Annotated in this window: 17 protein-coding genes; 10 read left to right on the top strand and 7 right to left on the bottom strand. The window is 72.4% G+C overall.

The window, feature by feature from the left end:
- Nucleotides 1-116: 116 nt before the first annotated feature.
- The 4 genes from AMY39116_RS0335785 to AMY39116_RS0335770 all read left to right on the top strand — a co-directional run bounded on the left by AMY39116_RS0335785 (nucleotide 117) and on the right by AMY39116_RS0335770 (nucleotide 3,726).
- Nucleotides 117-1,526, top strand: coding sequence for a DUF1996 domain-containing protein (locus tag AMY39116_RS0335785; protein ID WP_020422400.1), 1,410 nt, complete (start codon nucleotides 117-119; stop codon nucleotides 1,524-1,526).
- 75 nt (nucleotides 1,527-1,601) lie between these two features.
- On the top strand, nucleotides 1,602-2,480 hold the full coding sequence (locus AMY39116_RS0335780; RefSeq protein WP_020422399.1) for an SCO0930 family lipoprotein: 879 nt from the start codon (nucleotides 1,602-1,604) through the stop codon (nucleotides 2,478-2,480).
- A 23-nt stretch (nucleotides 2,481-2,503) separates the two neighbouring features.
- A complete protein-coding gene (locus AMY39116_RS0335775) occupies nucleotides 2,504-3,055 on the top strand; it encodes a sigma-70 family RNA polymerase sigma factor (RefSeq protein WP_020422398.1) in 552 nt (183 codons plus the stop codon).
- Complete coding sequence (locus AMY39116_RS0335770; RefSeq protein WP_020422397.1) at nucleotides 3,052-3,726, top strand: hypothetical protein; 675 nt, start codon at nucleotides 3,052-3,054, stop codon at nucleotides 3,724-3,726. The genes AMY39116_RS0335775 and AMY39116_RS0335770 overlap by 4 nt, the downstream gene beginning before the upstream one ends.
- A gap of 178 nt (nucleotides 3,727-3,904) precedes the next feature.
- Here AMY39116_RS0335770 and AMY39116_RS0335765 read toward each other — a convergent pair whose 3' ends face one another.
- Complete coding sequence (locus AMY39116_RS0335765) at nucleotides 3,905-4,324, bottom strand: hypothetical protein (RefSeq protein ID WP_020422396.1); 420 nt, start codon at nucleotides 4,322-4,324, stop codon at nucleotides 3,905-3,907.
- 82 nt (nucleotides 4,325-4,406) lie between these two features.
- On the opposite strand from AMY39116_RS0335765, the gene AMY39116_RS0335760 reads away from it, so the two are divergent.
- From AMY39116_RS0335760 to AMY39116_RS0335740, 5 genes are read left to right on the top strand one after another with little or no spacing between them, the layout of a single operon-like run.
- Nucleotides 4,407-5,084: a response regulator transcription factor gene (locus AMY39116_RS0335760; protein WP_017983685.1), complete on the top strand. Its 678-nt coding sequence runs from the start codon at nucleotides 4,407-4,409 to the stop codon at nucleotides 5,082-5,084.
- A complete protein-coding gene (locus tag AMY39116_RS0335755; protein ID WP_020422395.1) occupies nucleotides 5,081-6,220 on the top strand; it encodes a cell wall metabolism sensor histidine kinase WalK in 1,140 nt (379 codons plus the stop codon). The genes AMY39116_RS0335760 and AMY39116_RS0335755 overlap by 4 nt, the downstream gene beginning before the upstream one ends.
- Nucleotides 6,221-6,235: 15 nt before the next feature.
- Nucleotides 6,236-7,048, top strand: coding sequence for an aldo/keto reductase (locus AMY39116_RS0335750; protein WP_027936513.1), 813 nt, complete (start codon nucleotides 6,236-6,238; stop codon nucleotides 7,046-7,048).
- 58 nt (nucleotides 7,049-7,106) lie between these two features.
- Complete coding sequence (locus tag AMY39116_RS0335745) at nucleotides 7,107-7,535, top strand: MarR family winged helix-turn-helix transcriptional regulator (protein WP_020422393.1); 429 nt, start codon at nucleotides 7,107-7,109, stop codon at nucleotides 7,533-7,535.
- A gap of 58 nt (nucleotides 7,536-7,593) precedes the next feature.
- A complete protein-coding gene (locus tag AMY39116_RS0335740) occupies nucleotides 7,594-8,505 on the top strand; it encodes an LLM class flavin-dependent oxidoreductase (protein ID WP_027936512.1) in 912 nt (303 codons plus the stop codon).
- A 1-nt stretch (nucleotide 8,506) separates the two neighbouring features.
- Here the strand turns inward: AMY39116_RS0335740 and AMY39116_RS44150 are convergent, their stop codons facing one another.
- The 6 genes from AMY39116_RS44150 to AMY39116_RS0335710 form a co-directional block, all read right to left on the bottom strand.
- Complete coding sequence (locus tag AMY39116_RS44150) at nucleotides 8,507-9,400, bottom strand: helix-turn-helix transcriptional regulator (RefSeq protein ID WP_020422391.1); 894 nt, start codon at nucleotides 9,398-9,400, stop codon at nucleotides 8,507-8,509.
- An 82-nt stretch (nucleotides 9,401-9,482) separates the two neighbouring features.
- Complete coding sequence (locus AMY39116_RS0335730; protein WP_020422390.1) at nucleotides 9,483-10,286, bottom strand: SDR family oxidoreductase; 804 nt, start codon at nucleotides 10,284-10,286, stop codon at nucleotides 9,483-9,485.
- A 422-nt stretch (nucleotides 10,287-10,708) separates the two neighbouring features.
- On the bottom strand, nucleotides 10,709-11,488 hold the full coding sequence (locus AMY39116_RS0335725; RefSeq protein WP_020422389.1) for an alpha/beta fold hydrolase: 780 nt from the start codon (nucleotides 11,486-11,488) through the stop codon (nucleotides 10,709-10,711).
- A gap of 11 nt (nucleotides 11,489-11,499) precedes the next feature.
- Nucleotides 11,500-12,678 carry a hypothetical protein gene (locus AMY39116_RS0335720; protein WP_235716281.1) on the bottom strand — a complete coding sequence of 393 codons (1,179 nt, stop codon included), beginning with the start codon at nucleotides 12,676-12,678 and terminating at the stop codon, nucleotides 11,500-11,502.
- 5 nt (nucleotides 12,679-12,683) lie between these two features.
- On the bottom strand, nucleotides 12,684-13,562 hold the full coding sequence (locus tag AMY39116_RS0335715; protein ID WP_020422387.1) for a nitrilase family protein: 879 nt from the start codon (nucleotides 13,560-13,562) through the stop codon (nucleotides 12,684-12,686).
- A gap of 13 nt (nucleotides 13,563-13,575) precedes the next feature.
- Nucleotides 13,576-14,892: an amidase gene (locus AMY39116_RS0335710; RefSeq protein ID WP_020422386.1), complete on the bottom strand. Its 1,317-nt coding sequence runs from the start codon at nucleotides 14,890-14,892 to the stop codon at nucleotides 13,576-13,578.
- A 131-nt stretch (nucleotides 14,893-15,023) separates the two neighbouring features.
- Here AMY39116_RS0335710 and AMY39116_RS0335705 point away from each other — a divergent pair, with 131 nt between their 5' ends.
- Nucleotides 15,024-16,052, top strand: coding sequence for a LacI family DNA-binding transcriptional regulator (locus tag AMY39116_RS0335705; RefSeq protein WP_020422385.1), 1,029 nt, complete (start codon nucleotides 15,024-15,026; stop codon nucleotides 16,050-16,052).
- Nucleotides 16,053-16,172 lie beyond the last annotated feature (120 nt).

Below are 16,172 nucleotides of genomic sequence, written 5' to 3'. Positions count from 1 at the left end.
CGGGCGCGACGTACGTATCCCCCTGTGACGGGCTCGGGGGAGCCGTTTCGTTCCAATCCCACGCCACAACCCGGCGCGCGCGTGCGCCGCCGGGCTGATTCGAGGTGAGCACATCCATGGCTCGAAACGAAGGCCGGCACCGCGTCGCACGCCGGACCAAGATCGCGACCCTCGCGGTCGGACTGGCGCTCGCGGCCGCGGGCGTCACCGTCGCCACCACCGCGGGCGACACCGGTCAGGCCGGCGCCGACGAGGTCGACCCGGCGTTCTTCGTCGACATCACCACGGTCGCCCCGAACGTGACCGAGGTGCGGCCGAACCGCCGCGCCTCCACCGGCACGTTCACGGTCGACTGCGGCCGCAACGAGAACGGCCACTACAACCCCGACAATTTCATCGCGCAGCCGGGCGTGCGCAACGGCGCCCAGCACCTGCACGACTACGTCGGCAACCTCTCCACCAACGCCGATTCCACCAACGAAAGCCTGCTGCGCGCCGGGACCACCTGCCGCAACGGGGACAAGTCCGCCTACTTCTGGCCGGTGGTGCGGATCGACCGCGAGGACGCCGAGGAGGCCAACCCGCCCGAGGACGAGGCCGAGCTCGACGCCCAGCGCGCCGAGGCTGAGCAGACCGAGGACGTCGCGCAGGTCGAGTGCCCGGACGTGGCCAGTCAGCTCGCCGAGGTCCCCGAGCAGGCGATGTCGACCGTGGACACCGAGCTGGACGCGCTGGACCAGCAGGAGGCGGCCGCCGACGAGCGGATCGCGGCCGACCCCGCCGCCGAGGCAGCTGTATTGGAACCCTTGCGGCAACAGCGATCGGCGAGCCTGGACCGCATCAGCCAGGCGACCGGGCAGCCCGTCGACCCCGCACAGGCCACCTGCGCGGTCGAGGACGCCCAGCGGCAGGGAATCCCCAACGGCGACGAGAACAGCGACGGCGACGACGCCGAACAGCCGCCTTCCGACGACAACAGCGAGATAGGCGGCAACGACGGGGAGATCCAGCTGCCCGAGTCGGTGAACATCACCTTCCGCGGCAGCCCGGTGGGCCCGGTGCGGGCCATGCCGAAGTTCCTGCGCGTGCTCTACGGCGACGCCAAGCAGGGCACGAACGGCCCGCGCAACGCCCGCGCCAGCTGGACGTGCACCGGGTTCGAGGACCGGCTCATCGACAAGTACCCGATCTGCCCGGAAGGCAGCAAAGTCGAGCGCATCCACGACTTCCCGAGCTGCTGGGACGGCCGCAACATCGACAGCGCCAACCACCGCGACCACATCGTCTTCCCCGAGGCGAACGGCCGGTGCAAGCGCGGGTTCGTGGCCGTGCCGCAGCTGCGCATCACGCTGGTCTACGACATCCCGCGCGACGTCCAGGTCGCCGGACAGTACAAAGTGGACTCCTTCCCCGAGGAGAGCCACAACCCGCGGTCCGACCACGACGACTTCGCCAACGTGATGTCGCAACGGATCATGAACCGCCTGGTGTGGTGCATCAACCGCGACCGCACCTGCAGCGAGTGAAAGAAGTCTGAACCGCGCGGCGGCGGCGGACGTGTGCATTGCGCCGGAAGCGAATTCCCCGAGAAGGAGACGACCATGACCGCGCGCATCGTCCTGCCCGCCGCCGCACTCGCCGGACTCGCCCTGCTCACCGCGTGCGGGCAGGGCGAGCCCGGCCCGGCCGCCGGCCCGGTCGCGATCCAGCAGGCGGCCGCCGTCCAGCCGGCCGTCGGGCTGGTCGCGTCCGACGTCGACGGGCTCGGCCCGGTCCTCACCGATTCCAACGGCCTGACCCTCTACCGCTTCGACCGCGACACCGCGCGGCCGCCCAAGTCGGCCTGCGCAGGCGACTGCGCCACCACCTGGCCGCCGGTGATCGCGACCGGCGCGGTGGACGTGCGCGGGGTCGACGCGAAGCTCGTCGGCACGGTCGCGCGCGCCGACGGCACCCAGCAGGTCACGGTCAACGGCTGGCCGGTCTACCGCTACGCCAAGGACACCGTGGCCGGCGAGGCCAAGGGCCAGGGCGTCGGCGGCACCTGGGCGGCCATCACGCCGACCGGGGCGAAGGCCGCCACCCCGGAGACCGCGATCCGCACCACGAACATCCCCGGCCTGGACACCGTCCTCACCGACGGCGACGGCCGCACGATCTACCTGTTCACCAAGGACGGCAAGAACCCGCCGAAGACCACGTGCGAGGGCCAGTGCGCCACCACCTGGCCCCCGGTCGTGGCGCGCGGGGAGACCCGCATCGAAGGCGTCGCCCCGGAGCTGGTCGGCACGGTCACCCGGCCGGACGGGACCGAGCAGGTCACTGTCGGCGGCTGGCCGGTCTACACCTACGCCCAGGACACCGCGCCCGGCCAGGCGAACGGCCACACCGTCGGCGGCACCTGGTTCGCCATCGAGACCAACGGCTGCAAGGTCGCCGCGGAGAAGAAACCACTCGCGGCCGCGCCGAGCAGTTACTGATCCCCAGCGAGGAGTGAGTGCGGATGCCGGTGCTACGCGCCGCGAAACGGACGGCGGTCGCCGACGAGGCCCTGATCCGGACGCTGTACGAGGAGCACGGGCGGGCGCTGCTCGCCTACGCCGCCCGGCTCACCGGCGACCACGCCGCGGCCGAGGACGCCGTGCAGGAAACCCTGGTGCGGGCGTGGCGGCATCCGGAGACCCTCGTCAACGGCAAGGGTTCGGTGCGCGGCTGGCTGCTGACGGTGGTGCGCAACATCGTCACCGACCGGTTCCGCGCGAAGGCCGCCCGGCCGGCGGAGGTCGCGGAGGCACCCGCGGCGCCGCCGGTCGCGGCCGACCATTCCGACGCGGTGCTGAACTCGATGGTCGTGCTCGACGCGATGGACCGGCTGTCGCCGGAGCACCGGGACGTGCTGACCGAGATCTACTTCCGCGGCCGCAGCGTCGCCGAGGCGGCGGCGACCCTCGGGGTCCCGCCGGGCACGGTGAAGTCGCGGTCGTACTACGCGCTCAGAGCGATGCGCCAGACGTTCGGCGGCCACGGGGCCGCGGTCGGAGAGGTGGCCGGATGACGATCCACGATCCCGGAGCGCTCGCCGCCTACCTGCTCGAAGCGCTCGAGCACGAGGAGATGCGAGCGATGCAGCGGCACCTGAACTCCTGCCGTCGTTGCCAGGCCGAGGTGGCGTCCCTGCGGATGGCGCGGGCGGCGCTGGAGGTCGTCCCGCCGGAGGCGATGCTGGACGGGCCGCCCGACGGCGGGGACCTGCTGCTGCAGCGCACGCTCGGCCAGGTCCGCCGCGAACGCGACTCGCGGGTGCGGCGAAACCGGCTGGTGGCCGGGGTGGCGGCGGTCGCGGTGGCGGTCGCGCTGGGCGCCGGCGGCGTGGTGCTGGGCCGGACGACGGCGCCGCCTACGGTGACCGCGCAGGAGCCGGGCACGCGAACGGTGTCCGGCACGGACGCGGCGACCGGCGCGACGATGTCCGTGGCGGTCCGGCCTGCCGCCGGATGGGTCCGGCTGACGGCGTCCGTGGGCGGCATCCCGGCGGGCCAGAAGTGCCGGCTGGTGGTCGTCGCCCGCGACGGTTCGCGCGTCGAGGCGGGCAGCTGGCTGGTGTCCCCGGCGGGGGAGCGGGAGGGGACTTCGCTGGACGGCTTCGCTTTGGTGGCGCCCCCCGAGGTGGCCGCGGTGGCGGTGGAAACCCTCGACGGGCGGCGGTTCGTGGAGGTGCCGCTCTAGATCAAAGCGCGGTGCCGCGATCGGTGCCGTTCCGCCGACCGCTCGGATGCAGCGCCCTCGCCGCGGCGCGCGCTGCGAACTCCCGGCTGGTCCGGCGCGCAGGCGCGGGCTTCCCGCCGAACGGTGTCCGGCCGATGTGCGCGGCGCGGCCAGCCGACCGCGACTGGCCCGCGGAAACTCAACCCGCCCGCGTGTAGACCAGTTCGAAGTCCAGTTCCCAGTCCCCGCCCGGATCCTGCTTCTCCCACGCGCCGTCGATCCGGTCGCCGTCCGCGGAGAACACCCCGGTGAACCGCTGCGCGAAATGCAATGGCGTGAAGTCCGCGGTCTCCCGCAGCAGCGTCCACCGCGCGCCGTCGAAGGTCATCGTGTACAGGCGGGCCACCCCGCGCGAGTCGAAGTAGTGCTGGGTGTACCCGCCGTCCCGCGCCGGGCCCACCAGCGACAGGCTGTCCGGCACCTCCGGCAGCGGCACCTCGGTGCGCTGCGCCAGGTACGTGCCGTCCAGGATCCACTCGAACACCGACCGCGCGGGCGGCGCGCCGGGGAACCCGACCTCGACCGTCCACTCGCCGACGAAGATCTCCAGACCGCTCATCCGGGCCACCCCCAGCCAGTCGCGAAGAGCCAGGATACCGCCGCCCAGGTAACTCTCAGGAAACTGTGGCACGGTTGTCTGCGTGCGAATTCTGGTTGTCGAGGACGAGGCGCCGCTGGCGGACGCGATCGCGCGCGGGCTGCGCCGGGAAGGCATGGCGGTCGACGTCGCCCTCACCGGCGACGAGGGGCACGAGAAGGCGAGCATCACACGCTACGACGTGGTGCTGCTCGACCGCGACCTGCCCGGGATGTCCGGCGACGAGCTGTGCCGCCAGATCGTCTCCTCCGACGAGCTGACCCGCGTCCTCATGCTGACCGCGAGCGGCACGGTCTCCGACCGCGTCGAGGGCCTGTCCCTCGGCGCCGACGACTACCTGGCCAAGCCGTTCGCCTTCCCGGAGCTGGTCGCCCGCGTCCGCGCGCTCGGCCGTCGCGCCACCCCGGCCGCGCCGCCGCTGCTCACGGTCGGCGACGTCGAGCTCGACCCGGCCAAGCGCACGGTCCGCCGCGCGAGCGGCCCGGTCGACCTGACCCGCAAGGAGTTCGGCGTCCTGGAGGTCCTGATGTCCGCCAAGGGCGCGGTCGTCAGCAGCGAGGAGCTGCTCGAGCGCGTGTGGGACGAGAACGCCGACCCGTTCACCACGACCGTGCGGGTGACGGTGATGACCCTGCGCAAGAAGCTGGGCGAACCTGGGATCATCGAGACCGTGGTGGGATCCGGGTACCGGGCACGCGACACCGGCCCCGCGAAGGGGTGAGTTCGCGCTCGACACGCACGCCGGTGCGCAGCCTGCGGGCGCGCATCACGCTGCTCGCGACCGGGCTGGCAGCCGGCGTGAGCCTCGTGCTGCTCTGGCTGGCCTGGACGCTGGTCGGCGACGCCGTGGCCGCGGTGCCGCAGATGCCGCCGGGCACGGTCGTGCGCGTCGACGGCGTGGACGTGGACGCCGCCGCGCTGGCCACGCACCTGCGGGACCACGCGCGGGACAAGATGCTGCTCGCCGGGACCATCGCGTTCTGCTGCGTGGTGCTGGCCACCGCGATCCTGGCGTGGACGTTCACCTCGCGCGTGCTGCGCCCGCTGCGCGACATCACCGGCACCGCGCGGCGGTTGTCGGTCGAGTCGCTGGGCGAGCGCATCGGCGAGGTCGACGCGCGCGGTGAGCTGGCCGAGCTGGCGCAGACCTTCGACGCGATGCTCGACCGGCTGCAGTCGGCGTTCGAGGCGCAGCGGCACTTCGTCGCCAACGCCAGCCACGAGCTGCGCACCCCACTGTCGGTGATCCGCACCGAACTGGACGTCACGCTCGCCGACGACCAGGCCGACGCCGCCGAGCTGCGCCGCATGGCCGGCGTGGTGCGGGACGCGACCGAGCGGGCCAACCAGCTCGTCGGGTCGCTGCTGCTGCTCGCCCGCACCGACGGCGCCGGGCTGGTGGTGACCGAGCCGGTCGACCTCGCCGCGCTGGTCGCGAGCGCGTGGCGGGCCGTGTCCGGGGAGGCCGACCAGCGCGGCCTCAAGACCACCTTCCACGTCGAGCCGGCCTGGACCACCGGCGATCCCGCGCTGCTCGAGCGCATCGCGGGCAACCTGCTGGAGAACGCGGTGCGGCACAACGTCGACGCCGGCTGGATCGAGGTCACCACCCAGGCCGGGGAGCAGTGGTCGACGCTGCGGGTGCGGTCCTCCGGCGGGCTGGTCGACCCGCAGACGGTGGACGAGCTGTTCGAGCCGTTCCGCCGCGCGGGCGTGGCGCGCACCGCCCGCCACGGCGCGGGTCTCGGGTTGTCGATCGTGCGCGCGGCGGTCGAGGCGCACGACGGGCTGGTCGCCGCGGAACCGGTGGTCGGCGGCGGGCTGGCCGTCACCGTCCGGCTGCCCGCGACCCGCTGAGTTACGGTGCTGGGCATGGTCCCTTCCCTCCGGTTGAACAACGAGATCGAGCTGCCCGCACTCGGGTTCGGGGTGTACAAGCTGCCCGACGACGAGGTCGAGTCGGTGATGCACGTGGCGATGGAGGCCGGCTACCGCAGCTTCGACACGGCGACCCTCTACGGCAACGAGCGCGGCGTCGGCGCCGCGGTGCGGTCGTCCGGCCTGGCCCGCGAGGAGTTGTTCGTCACCACGAAGCTGTGGAACACCGAGCACGGCTACGACCGGGCGCTGAAGGCGTTCGACGGCAGCCTGGAGCTGCTCGGGCTCGACTACGTCGACCTGTACCTCATCCACTGGCCGGTGCCGGGGCAGGACCGCTACGTGGAGACGTGGCGCGCGCTGGAGAAGATCCTCGCCGACGGCAGGGCCCGCGCGATCGGCGTGTCCAACTTCCAGATCCCGCACCTGGAACGGCTGATGGCCGAGACCGAGGTCGTGCCCGCGGTCAACCAGGTCGAGCTGCACCCCGGCCTGCAGCAGGCGGCGCTGCGCGGCTTCCACGAGCAGCACGGCATCGTGACCGAGGCGTGGAGCCCGCTCGCTCGCGGCAGGCAGCTGGACCACGAGGTGATCACCACGATCGCCCGCAAGCACGGAAAGACCCCGGCGCAGGTGGTGCTGCGCTGGCACATCGAGATGGGGCACATGGTCATCCCGAAGTCGGCCACCCCGAGCCGCATCCGGGAGAACATCGACATCTTCGACTTCGAGCTGGACTCGCACGACATCGCCGGGATGGCGACGCTGGAGGCCGGCGACCGCCACGGCCCCCACCCCGATGCCTGAGGTAATTCGCACCACGAACTGTTAACCTGGTGGAATGCCCGCACAGGATGACGGCCGGATGGGGATCGTGACCGCCCTGGTGCGGTCCACGTTCCTGGTGAACGCGGTGTATTCCGAATCGGCCAGGGAGTACGGCATCACGATGCCGCAGGGGCAGCTGTTGTGCGTGCTGATGGCGCGGCCCTACGGCATGACCGAGCTGGGCGCGGTGCTGCGGTTGGCGAAGTCGAGCCTCACCGGGCTGGTCGACCGCACCGAACGCAACGGCCTGGTCCGCCGCGAGCCGGATCCGCGCGACACCAGGGCGGTTCTGGTCGCGCTCACGCCGGAGGGGAAGCGGCTGGCGGGGGAGTTCTACGCCGAGACCTGCCGCCGGATCGAACAGCTTCCCGCGGGGCTCGACGCGGCCGACCGCGACCGGCTCGCCGGGCTGCTCGGCCGGGTCGTGACGGACAACGAGGTGCCCCCGGTCTTCCTGGATCGCTGAACCTTGCAGTTCGTACTCCGAACCATTATTGTTCGTAGTACGAACTGGAGGGATTATCATGACTGCACCTGACGTGGTTTTCGGGTTCGGCGCGCACACCGGCGTCGACGAGGTGACCGACCTGCTGCGCATGGTCCGGCGAGCGGACGCCGACGGGCTCGACCTGGTCTCGCTGTCCGACCACCCCTACTTCGGGAGCCGCCTGGACGCCTACGCGACCATCGGGTTCCTGCTGGGGAACACCGAGCGCATCGCGGGTTTCGCCAACGTCACCAACCTGCCGCTGCGGCCCCCGGCGATGCTGGCCAGGGCGGTGACGACCCTGTCGGCGCTGTCCGGCGGCCGGGTCGTGCTCGGGGTGGGCGCGGGCGGGCTCCCGGACCGGATCGCCGACATGGGCGGGCCGCGGTTCACCCCGGGCGAGGCGGTGGAGGCCTTCGAGGAGGCGATCCTGCTGGTCAAGAGCCTGGCCGGGGGTGGAGAGCCGGTGACCCACGAGGGACGGCACTACCGGGTGCGCGGCATCGAGCCCGCGCCGGTGGCCGCGCCGCCGGTGTGGACCGGGTCGGTCGGGCGGAAGTCGCTCGCCGCGACCGGCCGCGTCGCCGACGGCTGGCTGCCGGGCCACGCGGCGGACTGGCTGAGCGAGCGGTACCGCACGTCGCGGCCGGTGATCGACGAGGCGGCGGCCGCGGCAGGGCGCGACCCGAGCGAGGTCCGGACGATCCTGAACTTCCCTGGCCGCATCACTGACAAGCCGCTGGCGAAGACGCGGGACGACGAGGGCCGCTGGATCGGCGGGTCCGTGGACCAGTGGGTCGAGGAGCTGACCTCGGGCGTCCTCGAGCACGGGATGTCCGGCTTCATCCTGTTCCCGCCGGGCCACGCCGCCCACGACGACATCTCCCTCGGCCGCTGGGCCCGGGAGATCGTGCCCGCTGTCCGGGAGGCGATCGCCAAGGAGGCCTAGGCTACGGCGACTCCGGCTGGGCTTGCCTGCGCTCCGACCGCGGGTGCCCAAGGCCGGCCGCCCACGACGCCAGCAGGGCCAGGCCGTCCGCGGTCGCCGTGCCGGCGGGCGCGGTGTAGACGTTCAGGAGCAGGCCGGGTTCGGCAGGCATCTCCATCGACTCGACGTCCAGGTCGAGCCGGCCCACCACCGGGTGGTGCAGACGCTTGCGCCCGGACCGGTGGAGCCGGACGTCCTGGGATGCCCACCGCTGCCGGAAGAGCTCGCTGCGCGTCGACAATTCACCGACCAGGGCGATCAGCTCCTCGTCGTGCGGATCGCGGCCGGCTTCCATGCGCAGCTTCGCAGCCACGTCGCAGGCGATCCGGTCGTAGTCGACGAAGAACGTTTTCGCCGCGCCGGGATCCAGGTACACGAACCGCGCAGTGTTCGCCGGCCGTCGCGGGTCGGCCAGCACCGGTGAATACAGCGCGCGGGCAAGGTGATTCATGGCCAGCACGTCATAACGGCCAGTGCAAATCCAAGCCGGCGCATCGGTGATGGCGTCGAGCACCTGCTGCAGGGCCGGGCGCACGGTCACGGCGGGTCGCCGGCGGCGTGGACCCTTGGACTGCCGCGCGAGGTGGAACAGGTGATCGCGCTCGGCCTCGTCGAGTTGCAAGGCAGAGGCCAACGCGTCGAGCACCCCGTCGGAGGCGCCGGTGAGGCTGCCGCGCTCCATGCGCACGTAGTAGTCGACCGACACCCCCGCCAGTAGAGCCACCTCTTCGCGGCGCAGACCTTCGACCCGGCGGTTGCCGCCGTAGGCGGGCAATCCCGCCCGCTCGGGCGTGATTCGCGCGCGACGCGAGCTCAGGAATTCCTTGATCTCGGTGCGCAGATCGATCTTGGCCACTCCTTGACCGTAGGCCCTGTCCGCGGGCGGAGGGAGGTTCTGCTGGTACCCCCGTCGAGCCCGGGGGCCGCCGGCAAAACGCCTAGGTACCCGTTGCGGTCGTGGCGATGCCGCCGTCGACCGGGACGATGGCGCCCGTCAGGTAAGACCCGGCGCGGCTGGCGAGGAACACGGCGACACCTGCCATGTCGTCGTCGCGGCCGAGCCGGCGCAGCGGGGCCTTCGCGGCGATCTCGTCGCCGATGGCGTCGAGCGTGGCCGCCATCATCTGCGACGGGAACACTCCTGGGGCCACCGCGTTCACCGTGACGTGCTGGGGGCCCAGTTCCCTGGCGAGCACCCTGGTGAGTTGGTGGAGCGCGGCTTTGCTGCCGGCGTACGAGTAGTTGGGCGACTCGGCGACGTGGATGGCGGCGATACTGCCGATGTTGATGATCCGCGCGGGATCGTCGGCGGTGCCCGCCCGGCGAAGAGCGGGGAGCAGCGCCTGCACCAGCCAGAACGGCGACTTGAGGTTGAGGTCGATCACCGTGTCCCAGGCCTCGGCCGGGAACGTCTCCAGCGGCTCGCGCCACATCGCTCCCGCGTTGTTGACGAGGATGTCCAGGCGATCCGAGTCGCCTTTGACGAGATCAGCGAGGCGCTGACACTCGTCGTACCTGGACAGGTCGGCGGGGAATGCTTGAACGTCGCCGAATTCGGAGAGCAGACGCTGTGCCTCCGTGCACGCGTTGGTGTTGCGTGAGCTGATGACGACGCGGGCGCCCGCCTGCAGCAGGCCCCGCGCGATCATCATCCCGATGCCCCTGGTGCCACCAGTGACAAGTGAGTACTTCCCACTCAGATCGAAGAGATCCGCGTGGGTGGTGAACTGGTCGTCCGCCATGGGTCTTCGTCCCTTTTGTCGTGGAAGCATGCGGCCGGCTGGGAGCCGGCTCAACCAAAGTGACACGCGTCCTGGACGTCCGGGAGACCCTGGTGATGCAGGTACTGTGAGACCCCCTCGCCTAGGAAGTGTCCTCCCGTTCCGGGCTGGTGAATCGGACTCGCCGGTCCCGCATCGCCTGCCGGGTCGAGGGATGCGGCCTGGCCGGTGAGCAGCACTCGCGTCGGTGACCCGCGCCCATCGATCGCAAGATGGATCTTCGTGCTCAGTCTGGCCGCGGGACCGGCCGGGTCCTTCCCCGTCGACCGCGAGCGCCTCGACTCCGGGCGCGCAGCCCTCTTTTCCGGGCGCCAGCAGCATGCTGGTGCGCCTGCCGCCGCCGACCAAGGACCTGGCCCCTCGCCTCACCAAGGGGCGCAGTCCTAGGGCCGGATCGCCGCCGCGAGGTGTTTCGCCAGCACCTCCGGTGCCTGGGCGTGCGCGAGGTGCCCCTGCCCGGGCATGACCATCCGCCGGGCCTGGGGCAGCGCCCGCACGAACACCGCGAACGCCGTGCCGTACGGTTCGGCTCCCTCGTTCACCTCGCCCAGCAGCAACGTGACCGGCACGTCGAGCTCGCGGTAGCGGTCGAAGGCCGGCTCGTGCGCGTTCAGCGCGGCGAGTTCGGCCGCGAGCGGATGGGCCAGCGGGCGCAGCACCGGCCACACCGGACTCTCCCGCAGCTCGGCCACGTACTCCGCGGAGAACCCGGACACGTCGCGGTTCACGATCTCCACCGCGCGGTCCAGATCGCCTTCGGCCGCCCGCAACGACTCCAGCGCGTGGACACCGAACGGGCTCGACACCGGTTCGTAAGCCACCACCGACCGCAGATCCCGCCGCTGCACCGCGGCCTCCAGCGCGATCAGCCCGCCGTAGCTCCAGCCGAACAGTTCCACGTCGCCGCCGAGGGTGTCCAGCACGTGGTGCAGGTCGTCGATCTCGGTGCGCAGCGAGTACCCGTCGCCGAGCGGGCCGCTGGGCGCCCGGCCGCGCCGGTTCAGCACGACGACCGGGTTCGGCAGCGCGAGCGCGTCGACGACCGGCCGCCAGGACGCGGCGTCGGCCATCACGCCGGGCACCACGACCACCGGCGGCCCGTCACCGTCGCGCCGCTCGGCGGTCAGCGTCGTGCCGTCGCGGTCGAACCGCAGGATCTCCATCGGTTTTCCTTTCACAGAACGATGTCCAGCAGGGGAACGAGGACGCCGGTGCACACCGTCATGGCGAACATGTTGCCCGCGCAGGGATGCACGCCGAGCGGGATGCGCCGGGACGCGAACGCGGCCAGCGGGGGAGCGGCCAGCGCCCCGAGCACCGCGCCGCTCAGCACGGCGGGCCACGTCGGCCCGTAGGTGAGCACCACCGCGGGCGCGACGGACACGACCGGCACGAACGTCGGGTACCAGCCGAGCCGAGCCCACTGCCGTCGGTACACCAGCACGCCGAGCGTGGCGGTGAGCACCTGCGCGGTGAGCAGGGCGGGCAGCAGACCGCTGCCGTACACCGGGGTCAGCGGGTTGAGCAGGTAGGTCAGCACCGTCCCGGCGAGCAGTCCGAGCGAGGCGATCTCGTTGCCGTGGAAGGGCGCCTCGGTGAAGTCGGCGAGCACGCGCCGCACCACCCACACCGGCCCTTGCCGCGGCACGCTGTGCTCCGCGGCGGGCGGCGGGACCGGCCGCGGGAGCCACGGCAGGCGGCGGCACAGCGGGAACGCGATCAGCGCGCTGACCCACATCGCGGTCACCGAGCCCAGCACCGCGGGCTGCCCCAGCGGCACGCACACGAAGTTGACCAGCAGCAACGCGACGGGCGTGGTCAGCGCGGCGCCGAGCACGGCACCGGTGGCAGCGACCCGCCACCCCGCGCCGTAGGTCAGGACCACCATGGGCGGCACCGACACGAACGCCACGAACGTCGGCTGCCACGCGCCGGTCGCGGGGATCGTCCACCCCCAGGCCAGGTTGGACAGCAGCAGCCCGAGCAGGGCCGCGGCGGTGACCCACGGCCACAGCCCGCTGCCCCCGCTGACCGCGAACCCGGCCCAGCGGCGGCCCCGCCGCCATCCGACGTGCGCGATCCAGCCACCGGCCAGCAGGCCGACCCCGCCGAGCGCGGACTTGTAGAACTGCGCCTCGGTGGTGTCGCCCAGGACCCAGCGCAGGAACTGCGGGATCTGCTGGTAGGCCTGCTCCTGCCACTCGTCGTAGGCGGACAGGACGTGCGGCAGCGAACCGGTGACGCGGGCCAGCAGCAGGGCGAGCCCCGCGGTGACCCCGAACAGCGCGGCGCCGGCCAGCCAGCGGCCGAGCGCACCGGCGGGCTTCGTCGCCCGGCGGGTCGTGGTGAGCACCGGGATCACCGCGGGTAGGCCTGGCCGCCGCGGTACCCCAGCAGCGGATCGTAGAGGTCGGTGCGGCGGTCGCGCGGCAGGTCGTTGAGCTCGTTCCAGATCGCCGCGGACCGGGTGGCCATCAGGTCGAGTCCGCTGTAGACGATCGTGTCGCCCTCGGGCGTGGCGACCTCGCTCACGGGCCAGCCGTTCGTGCCGGTGATCAGCGAGCACCCGAGGAACTTCGCGCCGCGCTCCTCGCCGACCCGGTTCGCCGCGACGATCGGCACACCGTTGACGTGCGAAGCGGTCATCGTCAGGTAGGCGGCCATGCACCGGCCGGCGTCGTCGAACAGCGGCGGCGGCGTCCACACCCAGTTGTTGACGCTGCAGATGACGTCCGCGCCCTGGACCGCGAGCAGGCGGGCGACCTCCGGGAACCAGATGTCCCAGCAGATCAGCAGGCCGATCCGGCCGATGCGGGTCTCGAACACCGGGAACCCGAGGTCGCCGGGCGTGAACACGAGCTTTTCCTTGTGCCACAGGTGGGTTTTGCGGTAGTGCCCGATCAGCCCGTCCGGTCCGATGAGGACGGCCGTGTCGAACAGGCGGACCCCGTCGAGTTCGGTGATGCCGCCGACGAGGTGGATGCCGCGGCTGCGGGCCAGCTCGGTCCACGCCTGCACCGTCGGGCCGGACAGCTCCTCGGCGTGCGCGTAGGCCTCCTCGCGCGTGGCGAAGGAGTAGCCGGTGTTGACCAGCTCGGGCAGCACGACCAGGTTCGCGCCCCGGTCGGCGGCCTCGGTGACCAGTTCGAGGGTCCGGGCGAGGTTCTTGTCCTTGTTCTCCAGCCCGACCTGCGGGTCGCACTGCACGGCAGCGGCGGTGATGGCGCTCGTCGACATTCGGCTGTTCCCTTCAGAGGTGTTCGGCGATCGTCAGGAGGTCGTGCTCGGAGCCGGGCGGGCCGACGAGCTGCAGTCCCACGGGCAGCTCACCGACGAGACCGGCGGGGACGGACAGGGCGGGCAGCCCGAGAACGCTCCACGGGCTGGTCAGCGACAGCAGCGCGGCTCGCACGTCGCCGACGTCGGAGGTGCGCGCATCGAGCGGCGGGGCGGGCAGCGGGGTCGTGGGCAGCGCGAAGATCCCGTGTTCCCGCAGCAGGTCCAGCACTTCGCCGCGGACCTGGTCGCGCAGCTCGCGGGCACGGACGTACTCCCAGCCGCGGACTTCGCCACCGGCCCGGAGGCGGTCGCGGACCTCGTCGCCGAACAGGTCCGGCCGGTCGGCGAGCCGCTCCGCGTGCACGGCATAGGCCTCGCTGCCCTGGATCGCCGCGTACGCGGCGCGCAGCGCTTCCGCTTGCGGGACAACGACTTCGTCGAGATCACGCAGGCGCTCGCGGACGGTGGCGGTCACCTCCGGCGCGGTCGGGTGGATCGTGTCCGGTGGCAGCCACGCGACACGGGATGTCTTGTTTCCGGGCTTGGCTCCGCTCACGACGGTCCACAGCAGACGCGCGTCGGCGGCCGTGCGGGCCAGCGGGCCGACGGTGTCCAGCGACGGCGCCAAGGGCAGGACGCCGTGTGTGCTGAGCGCGCCGTGCGTCGGCTTCAGGCCGACGATTCCGCAGCACGCGGCGGGGATCCGGACGGAGCCGCCGGTGTCGGTGCCGAGCGCGAGCGGGACGACGCCCGCCGCGACCGCCGCCGCCGAGCCGCTGCTCGACCCGCCGGTCATCCGGCCCGGGTCGTAGGGGTTGCGGGCCGGGCCGTTCGCGGCGCGGTCACCCGTCGGCCCGAAGGCGATTTCGTGGGTGGCGGTCTTGCCGAGGACGATCGCGCCCGCCGCGCGGAGCCGTCGCACGCAGTCTGCGTCCGCGGTGGCGACGTGGTCCGTGAACTGGCGGGAACCGGCGGTGGTCGGCAGCCCGCGCACGTCGATCACGTCCTTGACCGCGACCGGGACGCCGTGCAAGGGGCCGCGGTCGACGCCCGCCGCCAGCTCGCGCCCCGCCTGGTCGGCGGCGGCCCGGGCGCCGGCCTCGTCCACGGTGACGAACGCGTTGATCACCGGCTCCCACCGGGCGAGTTCGGCGAGCGCGGTCTCGACCAGGTCACGTGGCGTGAGCCGTCCGGCGCGCAGGTCCGCGGCGAGGCCCGCCACCGGGCGGTGCGCGAACCAGCCGGCGCCGGGTGGCGGGGCGAGCCTGGTCCCGAGGGATGACGACACGGTGTTCCTCTCCTTGCGCAAACGTTTGGGTCCGTGTTGCTCGTGTACCCAAACGTTTGGGAAAATCGTTTGGGTAGTATCAAGGAGCCCGGGAGCCGCCGTCAAGGGGTGGCCGGGCGGAAGGCTGGGAAGTGGGTCGAGCGGAGCGCAAGCGGCCGGCCACGCTGCGGACCATCGCGCAGAGCGCCGGGGTCGACATCTCCACGGTGTCCCGCGTGCTCAACGGGTCGCCGGAGGACGCCGCGCGCGCCGCCTCCCGGGAGACCGCCGACGCGATCCGGGAGTGGGCGGCCCGGCTGGACTACCGGCCGAACCCGCACGCGAAGAGCCTGCGCACGCAGCGCAGCAACCTCGTCGGGGTGCTGGTGCCGCGGCTGTCCGACGTCGTCCTCGCCACGATCTACGAGGGCATCGAGGACGCGGCGGCGGGGCACGGGCTGGCGACGTTCGTGATGAACAGCCACGACCGGCCTGCCGAGCAGCGGGCGCGCACGGAGCTGGCGCTGTCGCGCCGTGTGGACGGCCTCATCCTGGGCGACGCGCACCACGACGGGGAGTTCACCGGCGAGCTGGCCGAGCGGCGCGTGCCGTTCGTGCTGGTCAGCCGCCACGCGGGCGGGCACCCGTCGGTCACCTGCGACGACTACCGCGGCGGCAGGCTGGTCGCGGAGCACTTCCTGGAGCTGGGGCACCGGCGGGCCGGGGTGATCGCCGGGGAGCCGTTCGCGAGCACCGGCATCGACCGGACGGCCGGGTTCGCCGACCGGTACCGCGAGGAGGGTCTCGAGGTCGCGACTGTCCACTCCGGATTCGACACCGTCGGCGGCCACCGGGCGGCCGAGCGGCTCCTGGCGGAGACCGGGCCGACGGCTATCTTCGCCGTGAACGACTTCGCGGCGATCGGCGCACTCGGCGCGGTGCGGGACGCCGGCCTGCGCCCCGGGGCCGACGTCGCGGTGGCGGGTTTCAACGACACCCCGCTGGCCGCCGAACTGCCGGTCCCGCTGACCAGCGTCCGCTCCCCGATGCACGAAATGGGGCGGCGCGCGCTCGAACTGCTGGTCACCGTCCTCAACGGACAGTCACCGGAGTCCGAGCGCCTGGAGCCGGAGTTGTTCGTCCGGGCGTCCACGACCGGTCAGGCGATCCAGACCAGGTAGGACCGACCGTCGACAGGGGCCGGGGCGTGCTGCGACATGCCCGGCGGGTTTGTACGCACGCGTCATCCTGGGATGGGCGATCCTCTACCGGCTGGGCCGGGTCGAATCGGCCCAGCGTCG

The sequence above is a fragment of the Amycolatopsis sp. ATCC 39116 genome (assembly GCF_000231075.2).
GTDB lineage: Bacteria > Actinomycetota > Actinomycetes > Mycobacteriales > Pseudonocardiaceae > Amycolatopsis_E > Amycolatopsis_E tucumanensis.
Note: the sequence above shows the minus strand (reverse complement) of the source record. Positions and strands in the feature narration are given on the sequence as shown.

Coding starts and splice junctions, on each gene's coding strand:
- AMY39116_RS0335785 (WP_020422400.1), top strand. CDS start 117: ATGGCTCGAAACGAAGGCCGGCACCGCGTCGCACGCCGGACCAAGATC.
- AMY39116_RS0335780 (WP_020422399.1), top strand. CDS start 1,602: ATGACCGCGCGCATCGTCCTGCCCGCCGCCGCACTCGCCGGACTCGCC.
- AMY39116_RS0335775 (WP_020422398.1), top strand. CDS start 2,504: ATGCCGGTGCTACGCGCCGCGAAACGGACGGCGGTCGCCGACGAGGCC.
- AMY39116_RS0335770 (WP_020422397.1), top strand. CDS start 3,052: ATGACGATCCACGATCCCGGAGCGCTCGCCGCCTACCTGCTCGAAGCG.
- AMY39116_RS0335765 (WP_020422396.1), bottom strand. CDS start 4,324: ATGAGCGGTCTGGAGATCTTCGTCGGCGAGTGGACGGTCGAGGTCGGG.
- AMY39116_RS0335750 (WP_027936513.1), top strand. CDS start 6,236: ATGGTCCCTTCCCTCCGGTTGAACAACGAGATCGAGCTGCCCGCACTC.
- AMY39116_RS0335745 (WP_020422393.1), top strand. CDS start 7,107: ATGGGGATCGTGACCGCCCTGGTGCGGTCCACGTTCCTGGTGAACGCG.
- AMY39116_RS0335740 (WP_027936512.1), top strand. CDS start 7,594: ATGACTGCACCTGACGTGGTTTTCGGGTTCGGCGCGCACACCGGCGTC.
- AMY39116_RS0335730 (WP_020422390.1), bottom strand. CDS start 10,286: ATGGCGGACGACCAGTTCACCACCCACGCGGATCTCTTCGATCTGAGT.
- AMY39116_RS0335725 (WP_020422389.1), bottom strand. CDS start 11,488: ATGGAGATCCTGCGGTTCGACCGCGACGGCACGACGCTGACCGCCGAG.
- AMY39116_RS0335715 (WP_020422387.1), bottom strand. CDS start 13,562: ATGTCGACGAGCGCCATCACCGCCGCTGCCGTGCAGTGCGACCCGCAG.